Below are 13039 nucleotides of genomic sequence, written 5' to 3'. Positions count from 1 at the left end.
AGCACCGCCGGAAGCCGGGCGGCGTCGGTCGTCGGGGTCGATAGGCGGATGAATTCGAGGCCCGCAGCACGCAGCGCGGGGCCAAGCTCCGCGTCCTCCTCGGGCGGCAGGTCGACGCAGATTACCCCGTCGACCCCGGCCCTGGCGGCTTCGGCGGCGAACCATTCGGGTCCGCGGCGGATCATCGGATTGGCATAGCCCATCAACACCAGCGGCACCTCGGGATGGCGCTGGCGGAAGCTTGCCGCTTCGGCGAGGACATGTTTCGTCTTGGTCCCCGCGCCGAGCGAACGCAAATTCGCCGCCTGGATCGCCGGGCCATCGGCCATCGGATCGGTGAACGGCATGCCGAGCTCGATCACATCCGCGCCGCCCTCGACCAGCGCGTCGAGATTGGCCGCGGTGTCGCCGTCGCCCGCGGTGATAAAGGCGACGAGGGCGGGGCGGCCCTTGCCGAAGGCGGAGGTGAAGCGGGTCATTGGAGGGAATGACCGGTCTTGCGCGCCCAACGATGGCGCAAAAAATCGCCGAATGCCAAACCGACCGTCACAGCTGCGCAAATACCAACATTCATTGTCTCAACGAGGACGTCACCAGAAAGCCACCGGATGGCAATACTTACGGCTAGGGCAGCAACGAAAATCAGTGCGTATTTTGCAGCTGACTTTAGCAGGAAAACAATCATATCTCCGCCCCCAGCGCGTCGGCGACGGTGAAGATGTCCTTGTCGCCGCGGCCGCAGAGATTGGCACAGATGATCGCATCCTTCGGCATGGTCGGCGCGACCTTGGCCACTGCCGCGATCGCATGGCTCGGTTCGAGCGCGGGGATGATTCCTTCGGTCCGGCATAGCAGCTGGAAGCCTTCCAGCGCCTCGGTGTCGGTGACCGAAGTGTAATCGACCCGTCCGGTCTCCTTGAGCCAGGCGTGTTCCGGCCCGATGCCCGGATAATCGAGTCCGGCGCTGATCGAATGCGCTTCGGTGATCTGGCCGTCCTCGTCCTGTAGCAAATACGTCTTGTTGCCGTGAAGCACGCCGGGGAAGCCGCCGGCGAGGCTCGCCGCATGCTGCTTGTCGAGCCCATGGCCGGCCGCTTCGACGCCGAGCATTTTCACCTCGGGATCGTCGAGGAACGGGTGGAACAGCCCGATCGCGTTCGATCCGCCACCGATCGCCGCGACCAAGAGGTCGGGCAGGCGGCCGGTGCGCGACAGCATCTGTTCGCGCGCCTCGCGTCCGATCACCGATTGGAAATCGCGCACCAGCTCGGGATAGGGATGCGGGCCGGCAGCGGTGCCGATGATGTAGAACGTGTCGTGCACATTGGCGACCCAGTGGCGCAGCGCTTCGTTCATCGCGTCCTTGAGCGTCGCTGCACCGCTGGTGACCGGCACCACTTCCGCGCCGAGTAGCTTCATCCGGAAGACGTTGGGCTGCTGCCGCTTCACATCGGTCGCGCCCATGAAGATCGTGCAGGGCAGGCCGAAGCGGGCACAGACCGTGGCGGTGGCGACGCCATGCTGGCCCGCGCCGGTCTCGGCGATGATCCTGGTCTTGCCCATGCGGATCGCGAGCAGGATCTGGCCGATGCAATTGTTGATCTTGTGCGCGCCGGTGTGGTTGAGCTCGTCGCGTTTGAACCACACCTGCGCGCCTCCAAGCTCCTCGGTCAGCCGCGGGGCGAAATAGAGCGGGCTCGGCCGCCCGACATAATGTTCGAGCAAATCCTCGAATTCCGCCTTGAAATCCGGGTCCGCCTTGGCCGCCTTGTAGTGCTGTTCGAGGTCGAGGATCAGCGGCATCAGCGTTTCGGCGACATAACGTCCGCCGAACTGGCCGAAATGCCCGCGCTCGTCAGGCTGGTTCCGGAATGAATTGGGTTGGTCTGTCATATCGAGCGGGCCGCTTGGCAGAATGCCGCAATCTTGTCGATATCCTTGACCCCCGGCGCGCTCTCGACGCCCGAGGAAGTATCGACCAGCTCGGCATGCGAGACGGTGATCGCCTCGCCGACATTTTCTGGAGTCAGTCCGCCAGCAAGGCCCCAGGGCAGCGAGCCGCGATAATTGGCGAGCAAGGTCCAGTCGAACGCCAGGCCCATGCCGCCGGGCAGGGTTCCCTTCGGGGTCTTGGCGTCGAACAGGATCAGGTCGGCGACATCCTGGTAGGCTGTGGCCAGGCCGACATCATGCGCGGCCGCGACCGGCAGCGCTTTCCACACCGGCAGCCCGTGGCGGATCTTTGCTTCGGCCACCCGCTCGGGGGTTTCCGCCCCATGAAGCTGCAGGGCGTCGAGCTTCCCGGCGGCAATCGCCAGCGCCATCGCATGATCGTCGGCATCGACGAACACGCCAACCTTGACGATCGCATTCGCGGAATGGGCTGCCAGCAGGGCGGCTTCGGCGAGCGTGACATGGCGCGGCGAGGGCGCGAAAAAGTTGAGACCCACATAGTCCGCGCGCGCGGTCATCGCCGCATCGAGTGCGTCGATCGACTTGATTCCGCAGATCTTGATCTTCGGCCCGGCCATCGCAAGCCCCTTAGGCGAAGCGGTCCGGCGACGGAAGACACCGGGAGGTTCCCGAGGTCACGGAATTTCAAGACTTGCAATGATAGTTGCAAGGGTATCTATTTCATCCCGTCGGGAGTGCCAGTGAATGAAAGCGCCGCAAAGGCGGAGGGAAGGGCGCCGAGTAGTACGAAATCACCATATGGACTCAACCATATGGGACCGGTTCCAGTATCGCGACGGCGATGTCGTCATCGGCGCCTGGGCCAAGTCGGGCTCGACCTGGGTCCAGCAGATCGTCGGCCAATTGATCCTCGGGCCCGATCCCGATTTCTGCCTTTCCGACAATTCCACCTGGCTTGAGCTGCGGGCTGCGCCGCCCGAAGACACCGTGCTGAAAGTGGCGAAACAGACTCACCGGCGGTTCGTGAAGACGCATCTGCCCTTCGATGCCCTGCCTTACTCGCCCAAGGCGAAATACATCTACCTCGTTCGCGACGGGCGGGATGTAGTGTGGAGCCTGTTCCACCACCATCACAATGTGTCGGACCATGCCTACGAACTCCTCAATGACAGCCCCGGTCTCGTCGGGCCGCCGCTCGAACGGCCGACGAACGATATCCGGCGCTACTGGAAGGACTGGATGGAAAAGGACGGCTATCCGTTCTGGCCCTACTGGGCCCATATCGAAAGCTGGTGGAAGGAGCGCGACCGGCCCAACATCATGTTCCTCCACTTCAACGACCTCAAATCGGACATGGCCGGGAAGATGCGCGAAATCGCGGAATTCATGGGGGCCGATGTCAAGCCTTCGGACTGGCCGGAACTGATCGAATATTGCACCTTCGCCTGGATGAGGGAGCATGCCGAGACCGTCCATCCGGAAATCGGAACCGTGTTCAAGGGCGGCAGCAGGGCCTTCTTCAATCGGGGCTGCAACGGCGCCTGGCAGAACCTGCTGACGCCCGAGGAAGTTGCGGAATACGAGGCTCGCGCGGTGATCGAACTGGGAAGCCAATGTGCCCATTGGGTCATCAATGGAGGCCCGATCGCAGGCCAGGGCAGGGCCCCGGTTCGCCTGCAAAAAGCCTCCTGATCATTTGATTCGGCTTTGTCATTGTGCGATCCGCAGGCTGTGCCGCTAGGTCGGCCGTGGAGGAAGGCTTGGCCGAGCAGGTGAATTACCCCGTCAAGACGCGCGAATTGCACAACCATCACATGGATTCGACCGTCTGGAACGAATTCAGGTTCCGTGACGGCGATGTGGTTATCGGTACCTGGGCCAAGGCCGGGACGACCTGGACCCAGCAGATCGTCGGGCAATTGCTGTTGGGCCCCGATCCGGAGCTGAAGGCGACCGAACTCGCGCCGTGGCTAGACCTGCGGGTGTTCCCGCGTGAAGACATGCTGGGCATGCTCGAAGCGCAACAGCATCGCCGCTTCATCAAGACGCACCTGCCGCTCGATGCGCTGACCTTTTCACCCAAGGCGAAATACATCTATCTCGCCCGAGACGCGCGCGATGTCGTGTGGAGCCTGTTCAACCACCACCATAATTTCAACGATCTCGCCTACCAGATGTTCAACGAGACGCCCGGCCTGGTGGGGCCACCGCTGCCACCTCCGCCGGACGATATCCGCCAATATTGGCACGAATGGCTCGCCGGTGACGGCTATCCCTTCTGGAGCTTCTGGGAGAATGTCCGCACCTGGTGGGAAGCGCGCGATCTACCCAACGTCATGCTGCTCCATTTCGCCGACCTCAAATCCGACATGGAAGGACGGATGCGCGACATCGCCGCATTCCTCGAGATCGAGATCGAACCGGCCGGCTGGCCGGAAATCGTCGAATATTGCAGCTTCGACTGGATGAAGTCGCATTCAGACGTTGTTGCCGGCGGAGCCGACATGATCTTCTCGGGCGGATCCAAGGCGTTCCTCTACAAGGGCGTCAACGGCCGCTGGCAAGATGTGCTGAGCGAAGAGGAATGCGCGGAATACGAGGCCCAGGCGATCGAGCAACTTGGCGCCGAATGCGCCAATTGGTTGATCAACGGGGCTCGAAGCTAAAGCGTCGCCTCGATATCGCGGGCGGCCTGGACCGGATCCTCCGCCCGGCTGATCGGTCGCCCGACCACCAGCACGCTGGCGCCATCGTCGCGCGCCTTGCGCGGCGTCACGACGCGCTTCTGGTCGCTCAAGCCCTGTTTGGGCAGCCGGATTCCCGGGACGACGAAAAAGCCCTTTTTCCATCGCTTGTGAACCGCGCCAACCTCGTGGCCCGAACAGACGATCCCGTCGAGCCCCGCGGCCTGCGCGAGCTCGGCCAGCCGAAGCACCTGGTCATGCGCGGTGCCTTCGATCCCGGTGCGCTTGAGGTCGTTGCCGTCAAGGCTGGTGAGCATGGTCACTGCAACCACCTTTGTGCCGTTGGCTGCCGCGGCCTTGGCGTCTTCCATCATGGCGCGCCCGCCCGCGGCATGGACAGTCACAATCGTCGGCTCGAGCACATGGATTGCCTGCATCGCGCCTGCAACCGTGTTGGGAATGTCGTGCAATTTGAGATCGAGGAAGATCGGCAGGCCGAGATGCGAAAGTTCGTGCACGCCGTGATGACCGTGGGCGCAGAAGAATTCGAGGCCAAGTTTCAAGCCGCCGACATGCGCCTTGACCTTTTCGGCCAGCGCCTTGGCCGCGTCGAGCTGCGGCAGGTCGAGCGCTAGGTAGATCGGATTGCTCACAGGGCCTCGTTTGGTCGTTCGGGATTGAGGTTGGCGCCACCGTCGGACGCGATCGTGGCGGTGTCGCGGATCGACTTCTCGAGCGAGCGTATACGGCGCTTGAGCCGCCAGTTGGTGCTGCGATGAAGAAGCCACAACGGCAGGAAGCCGGCCAGGAAGGAGATGATCATCAGCGCCGGAGCATTGGTCTCGACAATCAGCTCCTCCCAGATCCGGACCGAGATCCGCGTATCCCAATTGGCCCAGGAAAACACCAGGATGCCGAACAGCAGCACCACAAACACGATTGTCCGGACTATTTGCATCGCGTGCAGATCCTCTCGGCTTCGTCGAGCTGCGATGCTAGGGCGGTTAGCCCGCCTTGGGAAGGGCAGATTTCAGCCGAAAACGCGGGCAAAGATCGTGTCGACCTGCCGAAAGTGGTAGTCGAGGTCGAATTTCTCCTCCAGTTCCGCCGGTGAAAGCACTGCAGCCACCTGCTCGTCCTGCTTGAGCAATTCGAGCAGTGAAAGCTGGCCGTCGGATTCCCAGACTTTCATCGCATTGCGCTGGACGAGAGCATAGGCATCCTCGCGGCTGATGCCTGCCTGGGTCAGGGCGAGCAGCACCCGTTGCGAATGAATGAGGCCGCCCATCTTGTCGAGATTCGTCCGCATGCGGTCGGGATAGACCAGCAGCTTGTCGACCACCCCGGTCAGCCGTGCGAGCGAGAAATCGAGCGCGATCGTGGCGTCGGGGCCGATATAGCGCTCGACCGAGGAGTGCGAAATGTCGCGCTCGTGCCACAGCGCGACATTTTCGAGTGCCGGAATCGCGTAAGAGCGGATGACCCGCGCCTGCCCGGTGAGGTTTTCGGTCAGCACCGGATTGCGCTTGTGCGGCATGGCCGACGAGCCCTTCTGACCGGGCGAGAAATATTCTTCGGCCTCGAGCACTTCGGTGCGCTGCAAATGCCGGATTTCCGTCGCCAGCCGCTCGATCGAGCTGGCGATGACCGCCAGCACCGCAAAGAACATCGCGTGCCGGTCGCGCGGGATCACCTGGGTCGAGATCGGCTCTGGCGTCAGGCCGAGCTTCGCCGCGACATGGGCTTCGACCGCGGGATCGATATTGGCGAAGGTCCCGACCGCGCCGGAGATCGCACAGGTCGCGATATCCTTGCGCGCGGCCACCAGGCGAGCCTTGCCGCGGGCGAACTCGGCATAAGCCTGCGCCAGCTTGAGGCCGAACGTCGTCGGCTCGGCATGGATTCCGTGGCTGCGGCCGATGGTTGGCGTGTATTTGTGCTCCTCGGCCCGGCGTTTGAGCGCCGCCAGCAATTCGTCGAGGTCTGCCAGCAGGATATCGGCGGCGCGCGCGAGCTGGACCGCGAGGGTCGTGTCGAGCACGTCGCTGCTGGTCATGCCCTGGTGCATGAAGCGCGCTTCGTCGCCGACCTGTTCGGCGACCCAGGTAAGGAAGGCAATTACATCATGCTTGGTCACCGCTTCGATGGCATCGATCGCGGCGACGTCGATCTTCGGGTCGGTCGCCCACCAGTCCCACAGGGCCTTGGCCGCGCTTTCCGGCACAACTCCCAGTTCGCCCAGCTTTTCCGTCGCATGGGCTTCGATCTCGAACCAGATGCGGAACTTCGCTTCGGGTTCCCAGATCGCGCTCATTTGAGGGCGGGCGTATCGGGGGACCATGTTCGACTCCGGCTGTTGGCGATGAGGCGCGGCTAGGACGGGTGCCCGCTTTTGGCAAGTGCGGGTTGGGCAGCGCCTCGCAACATTACTTCTTTGCCATACGGAGCCTTGCGGGTTAGCAATAGGGAAATACTACTTGGATAAGGTTTGCCGATGCTGGCAAGATTTGGACTTTTGCTGTCGACGAGTTTCCTGGCGGCGAGCGCGGCTCAAGCCGGGGACACAGTCTTATACCAGGAAATTCCTGAATGGGTCGATGTGTACGAAGTCGACTACGACGAGGCGGTCGAGGGGCCGCAGGAAATTCTCTACGATTGGCAATATCGCCTCGAAGACGGCGTAGTCTACGCGTACGCTGATCGGCTCGTACGGGTCGACAATCCCCAGGCGCTGATGGAGCAAGGGACCCTTGCATTGAACTGGTTGCCCGACAATGGCGACCTCATAGTCCATCGGCTGGAGATTCTGCGCGGCGACGAGGAAATCGACCTGATCGCGCAAGGCGTCACTTTCGATGTGCTTCGGCGCGAACTCAATCTCGAACAGCGTTACATCGACGGAGACCTTACCGCGAGCCTCGCGGTTCCAGGCCTTCAGGAAGGAGATATGCTGCGCGTTGCCTACACTGTTTCCAACAAGGAGCGGGCATTCGGCGACGAGGTTCAGGCGCTCCAATATTTGCCGAGCGAGCCATGGCAGGTCGGTTTCTCCCGCGTGATTGTCAGCTGGCCGGCGGACGATGAAATGTATTACGCCGCTGAGGAACGGGTCGACCTCCCCGAACCGGTTGAGCGCGACGGTTACAGCTTTCTCGAACTGGCATTGCCGCTGGACGAGCGGCCATCGATGCCGTTCGATGCGCCTTCACGATACAATCGCCCCGATGTCCTTCGCGTGGGCAGCTTTGCCGATTGGACCGAGGTGAGCAGGGTGATGGCGCCGCATTTCGAAGCCGCCGCCCAGGTCTCCGAGACTTCGCCGGTGGCCGAACAGGCGAGGGCGATCATGGCGCAAACCTCCGATCCGCTTGAACGCATGGTGTTGGCCACGCGGTTGGTGCAGGACAAGATCACCTATCTCGCGGTCGGTCTCGACGGAGGGGGCTACATACCGCAGGACGCCGACGAGACGTGGGAAAAGCGTTATGGCGACTGCAAGGCGAAATCCGTCCTGCTGCTCTCGCTCTTGCGGCGGATGGGCATCGATTCGCAAACTGTGCTGGTCAATATCCAGGGTGGCGACGCAGTACCCGAATTGCTGCCGCTCCCCGCCTTCAACCACATGATCGTCCGCGCGACGATCGACGGAGTCGATTACTGGCTCGACGGCACCAGCACGGCCACCAGGATGCACAATGTCGCAAATGTGCCTCCCTTTTATTACGCCCTGCCTTTGACCGAAGACGGCGCGGAACTGGTTCCCGTAACCCAGCGGACGAAGGAACGCGCGGATTTCGCGATGAAGATCGACGTCGATCATTCGGCGGGAATCGACCTGCCGTTCCTGTTCACGATCGAGATCGAGGCTTCCGGGCCGCAGGGCGCGCAGATGCGGGCCATGGCGGACGAGGACAACCCCGAATTGCTCAAGCAATTGGCGCGATCTTTCAGCCAGGGACAGATGTCGGGCGGCATCCCGACCGGGATCGAGCTCGAATATGACGAAGAGGAAGCGGTCGGCAGGATTGTGGTCAAAGGCGTGGCAGCCGCGGATATCGAGCTTGAAAACGGCAAGGTCGTGATGAGCGGCGATGCGATGAACCTCAATCGCCGCTTCTCTCCCGACCGGGCCCGCAGGGCGTGGCAGGAAATCCCGGTGTGGACCAACGGACCGGCCCGCAACCGGGTCGAATTCGCGGTCACGTTGCCGCAGGAAGCCGACGAGTGGAATCTTGCCGGCGAGGCCGACATCGAGGGCGAATATGCCAACACCGTGATCTCGCGGAAGAGTTCGCTCGATGACGGGATCTTCCGGCAGGTGACCGAGATCATCGAAAATCTCGGTGAAGTTGCCGCCGATCGCCTGCCCGAGGAGAAGCGTGCCGCCTTGAAGCTCGCCAATTCGACCCTCAAGGTGGAAGCTCCGAAAGACGTGACCTGGCGCTGGGAGCTGGCCGACGAGGAACGCCAGCTGCGGACCCGGGCCGCCCGCGCCGCCTATGACAAGGCGGTCGACGAAGCGGAAGAGGATGATTTTGCCGCACTCTACGCGAGGGCAAGTTTCCACTCTCTTGTCTTCGACTACGAGTCGGCCATCTCGGATTATACGACGATCATCGATGCCGAGCCGAATGCCGGCCTGTACCTCACGCGCGCGGGTCTGTTTGAGTCACTTGGCCGCGATGAAGAAGCGCTGGCCGATATCGCCACCGCCTATGATCTCACTCCCTCCAACGAGACGGCGTTTTACCAGGCGGACTTTCTCGCTCGCGAAGATCGCGGCGGAGAGGCCCTGGCGCTACTCGACGACCTGCCAGTCTCGGAAGCGGAGCGCGCGCGCTATGTTGAAACCCGGTCGATGGTCATGGGCTTCAGCGGCGATGTCGAAGGCGGACTGGCCTTGCTCGATCAGGAACTGGTCACTCGGTCGGAGGATCCGGGACTGCAGAATGCGGTCTGCTGGTTCCGGGGCGTATTCAATGCGGCGCCGGAGGATGCGCTGGCGCATTGCACCAAGGCGGTCGAACTAGCCGAAAACCCGGCCGCCGCGCTCGATAGCAGGGCATTGATCAAGTACCGGCTGGGCCGGTACGACGAGGCCCTGCAGGATGTGGACGCAGCGCTCACGATTGCGCCATGGCTGGCGCCGACACGCTATCTCAAGGGCGTGGTCATGCTTGCCCAGGGGAACCCGGAAGGTCGCGAAATCGCGAAAACCGCATTGAGACAATCGCCAAGCCTTGCCGAGCGTTATGCCCAATACGGGATCGAGCCGGTCATTTGATCCGTTCCAGCTAGACCAGCCCCTTCGCGCGCAGGGACACATGTCCCTGGCGGCCGACGATCACATGATCGTGCACGGTGATACCCAGCAAGCGGCCGGCTTCGGCGATGCGGTTGGTGATCTGGATGTCGGCCCGGCTCGGTTCGGGCGATCCAGAGGGATGGTTGTGCACCAGGATCAGCGCCGTCGCTCCAAGGTCGAGCGCCTTGCGGATGACTTCGCGCGGATGGATGGCGGCCTCGTCGATCGAACCGTCGCAAACATGTTCGTCGTGGATCAGCATATTCTGCGAGTTGAGGAACAGGACCCTGACCCGCTCGACCGTGAGATGCGCCATGTCGATCGTCAAATAGTCGAGCAGCGCCTGCCAGCTTCCCAGGACCGGCATCTGCGCGACCTCCTGCCGCGCCATCCTGCGCGCGGCAAGCGCGACAACCTTGAGCGCGGCGGCGCTTGCCTCGCCCATTTGCGGATGGGCGGCGAGGGCCTTCGCGTCGGCGTTGAGCACGCCCGCCAGCGATCCGAAGCGCTTGATGAGCGACTTGGCGATCGGCTTGGTGTCGATCCGCGAGCGGGCCGTCGCAAGCAGGTATTCGAGCACCTCGTGGTCGGCGAGCGCTTCCGAACCGCCATCGAGCAGGCGCTGGCGCAGCCTCGCGCGGTGGCCGGCATTCTCGTTCGGTTTCGTTTCGTCCCTTGCCAAGTGCAACCATTCCCGTGCGGAGTGCGTCTGATAGGCATTGCATTGCCTTTCGGCATGCTAACGCGCAAGTGTGGGAGCAATGGCGGACGAATTTGACGACATTGCTGCGGCCCCGGTGTCCGTCCGCTCGCGCGGAATCCTGCGTCGCCTGCTTGCGGCCGTCCTGCTGCTGGCGCTGGCCGCCGCGGCAGTCACTTGGTTCATGCGCGAGGAAATCGCCGACAGCATCATCAAGGACCAGCTGGACAAGCTTGGCCTCGATGCACGCTACGAAATCGAGTCTGTCGGACCGCGGCGCCAGGTGCTGGTCAATGTGGTGGTCGGCGACCCGGATCGTCCCGACCTCACGATCGAGCGGGTCGAGACGTCGCTGGTTCCTCGCTTCCCGTTTGCCGGTATCGGGCGAATTCGCCTCGTCAAACCGCGGCTCTACGGGACTTTCCTCGATGGCGAATTGAGCTTCGGGGCGCTCGATCCGATCCTGTTCGAGCGCGAAACAACCGAGCCATTCGCGTTTCCCGACATGGAACTGATCCTGGAAGACGGTCGTGCCCTGATCGAGAGCGATCTGGGCGATGTCGGGATCAAGGCGGCAGGATCGGGCCATTTGCGCGGAGGTTTCGAAGGAATCCTGGCGGCAACTTCGCCCGAACTCGTCGTTGAAGGATGCGCCGCGAACAACGTCACGCTGTATGGCAGCATTTCGATCGACGCGGAGCGGCCGGTCTTCGATGGTCCGTTGCGTCTTGGCGACATTGCCTGTGCCGACGCCGAAATTTCGGCGAGCAGGCTGGTGTTCGCGCTCGACGCGAGGCTCGATCGGGGGCTCGACGGGATCGAAGGCACCGCCGAGATCGATAGCGGTGCGGTCAAATTCAGGGGCGACACCGCGGGTGCGCTGCTGGCGACCGCCAGGTTCAGCTGGCGCGAGCGGGCGCTTACCTCGAGCTATACCCTGACGCTCGAAAACCTGGTCACGCCGCAAGTGGCGGCGAACATGCTCACTATCGGGGGGTCGGCGCGGACCCGCGATGGCATCGCCCGGGTCGAGATCGAGTCCGAGGCCACGGGCCGGGGACTGAGACCGGGCGCGCAAATACAGGCCTTGATCGGCGATGCCGCGAGCACAACCTCGACTTCCCTGCTCGGCCCGATGCTGGCGCAGATCAACCGGTCGCTTGCCAGGGAAGGAGCTTCGAGCACGCTCTCCGCCAATCTCCTCATTCGCCGCGGCGAGGATTCCGCATGGAGCCTGGTTGTGCCCGAGGCGCGCTGGCGCGGAAGCAGCGGCCAAAGCCTGCTCGCCCTTTCGCGCTTCCAGTTCCTGCTCGAACCTTCCGGACGCTCAAGCTTTTCGGGCAATTTCGCCACGGCCGGAGAGGGACTACCGAGGATCGATGGCCGGCTCGAGAGCCGGGGCAGTGGCGGGGGTGCGGAATACCAGCTGCGGTTGGCGCGCTACGCAGTCGATGGTTCGAGCATCGCCATGCCCCGACTGACGATCCGCCAGACGGCGGGTGGCGATTTCAGCTTCGAGGGAAACCTGCTGGCCGAGGGAACCATTCCGGGAGGCACGGTGCAAGGCCTCTCCGTCCCGCTCAGCGGCACTTGGTCGAGCGCCGGCGTTCTCGAATTGTGGCGCGGATGTACGGTCGTTGCGTTCGACCGGCTGGTCGTTTCCGGCCTCGAGATCGCGAAGCGGGATGTGCGGCTCTGCCCATCGGCCGGCGCTGCGATTGCCCGCAGAGACAGCAGCGGCTTCCGGCTGGGCGCGAACGCTCCCGGCTTCGACATCGATGGCTATCTGGGCGAGGGACGGACACCGATCGCGATCCACGCCGATGCTGTAAACCTGGCCTATCCCGGCGGGCTTGGCGCTAACGGCGTGGAAGTCGAGCTGGGTGCGGCCGGCGCTCCGTCGCGTTTCGTGATGAACGAACTGACACTGGACCTGGGTAGCGGGCCGGGGGGGAGCTTTTCCGGTGGCGAGGCCTATCTCGGCGCCGTTCCGCTCGACATCGTCGAAGCGGCCGGCAACTGGCGCTATGCGATGGGCAATCTGATGCTGGAAGGCGTCGAACTGCGGCTGGAAGACCGGCAGGAATTGCCGAGATTCAACCCGCTCGTCGCGCATGATGCCAGCCTCGTGATGGCAGGCAACCTGATCACCGCCCATGCGGATTTGCGCGAGCCCCGCAGCGACCGGATCGTGACCCGGGCGGATATCGAGCACGATCTCGGTACCCAACGTGGCTCGGCCCTGCTGACGATTGACGGACTGCAATTCGACAACCGGCTCCAGCCCGATACTGTCACCTATATTGCCCTCGGTCTGGTCGCCAATGTCTATGGTTCGATCGATGGTCGGGGGTTGATCGAATGGGATGCCGAACGGATCACCAGCACCGGCGAATTCGCGACGAAAGACCTCGATTTCGCCGCCGCTTTCGGGCC

The 13039-nt window shown here is 63.0% G+C and carries 11 protein-coding genes; 4 read left to right on the top strand and 7 right to left on the bottom strand.

Annotation, left to right across the window (positions count from 1 at the left end):
• The 3 genes from trpA to AC16XC_RS02480 all read right to left on the bottom strand — a co-directional run.
• Positions 1-479 (bottom strand): tryptophan synthase subunit alpha (gene trpA / locus AC16XC_RS02490; RefSeq protein ID WP_484033055.1); only part of this gene is annotated, 479 nt, incomplete at its 3' end.
• 202 nt (positions 480-681) lie between these two features.
• Positions 682-1893, bottom strand: a complete 1212-nt coding sequence (gene trpB / locus AC16XC_RS02485) for a tryptophan synthase subunit beta (protein ID WP_484033054.1) — start codon at positions 1891-1893, stop codon at positions 682-684.
• Positions 1890-2531, bottom strand: coding sequence for a phosphoribosylanthranilate isomerase (locus AC16XC_RS02480; RefSeq protein WP_484033053.1), 642 nt, complete (start codon positions 2529-2531; stop codon positions 1890-1892). Before AC16XC_RS02480 ends, trpB begins: the two co-directional genes overlap by 4 nt.
• Positions 2532-2712: 181 nt before the next feature.
• On the opposite strand from AC16XC_RS02480, the gene AC16XC_RS02475 reads away from it, so the two are divergent.
• Positions 2713-3606 carry a sulfotransferase domain-containing protein gene (locus AC16XC_RS02475; protein WP_484033052.1) on the top strand — a complete coding sequence of 298 codons (894 nt, stop codon included), beginning with the start codon at positions 2713-2715 and terminating at the stop codon, positions 3604-3606.
• Positions 3607-3662: 56 nt separating this feature from the next.
• On the top strand, positions 3663-4580 hold the full coding sequence (locus tag AC16XC_RS02470; protein ID WP_484033051.1) for a sulfotransferase domain-containing protein: 918 nt from the start codon (positions 3663-3665) through the stop codon (positions 4578-4580).
• Here the strand turns inward: AC16XC_RS02470 and pyrF are convergent.
• The 3 genes from pyrF to purB all read right to left on the bottom strand — a co-directional run bounded on the left by pyrF (position 4577) and on the right by purB (position 6939).
• Positions 4577-5251 (bottom strand): orotidine-5'-phosphate decarboxylase, encoded by a 675-nt coding sequence (gene pyrF, locus AC16XC_RS02465; protein WP_484033050.1) that lies wholly within the window; start codon positions 5249-5251, stop codon positions 4577-4579. The genes AC16XC_RS02470 and pyrF overlap by 4 nt on opposite strands.
• Entirely contained in the window at positions 5248-5556 is a 309-nt protein-coding gene (locus AC16XC_RS02460; RefSeq protein WP_484033049.1) for a LapA family protein, read from the bottom strand. The genes pyrF and AC16XC_RS02460 overlap by 4 nt, the downstream gene beginning before the upstream one ends.
• Positions 5557-5628: 72 nt before the next feature.
• The gene (gene purB, locus AC16XC_RS02455; protein WP_484033048.1) at positions 5629-6939 is read right to left on the bottom strand and encodes an adenylosuccinate lyase; all 1311 of its coding nucleotides are present in this window, start codon (positions 6937-6939) and stop codon (positions 5629-5631) included.
• Positions 6940-7092: 153 nt separating this feature from the next.
• Between purB and AC16XC_RS02450 the strand changes: the two genes are divergently transcribed.
• Positions 7093-9882, top strand: coding sequence for a DUF3857 domain-containing protein (locus tag AC16XC_RS02450; protein WP_484033047.1), 2790 nt, complete (start codon positions 7093-7095; stop codon positions 9880-9882).
• A 10-nt stretch (positions 9883-9892) separates the two neighbouring features.
• Here AC16XC_RS02450 and radC read toward each other — a convergent pair whose 3' ends face one another.
• The gene (gene radC / locus AC16XC_RS02445) at positions 9893-10591 is read right to left on the bottom strand and encodes a RadC family protein (RefSeq protein WP_484033046.1); all 699 of its coding nucleotides are present in this window, start codon (positions 10589-10591) and stop codon (positions 9893-9895) included.
• Between the two features lie 73 nt (positions 10592-10664).
• On the opposite strand from radC, the gene AC16XC_RS02440 reads away from it, so the two are divergent.
• Positions 10665-13039 (top strand): intermembrane phospholipid transport protein YdbH family protein (locus AC16XC_RS02440; protein WP_484033045.1); only part of this gene is annotated, 2375 nt, incomplete at its 3' end.

Source organism: Candidatus Andeanibacterium sp. (genome assembly GCF_057143545.1).
Note: the sequence above shows the minus strand (reverse complement) of the source record. Positions and strands in the feature narration are given on the sequence as shown.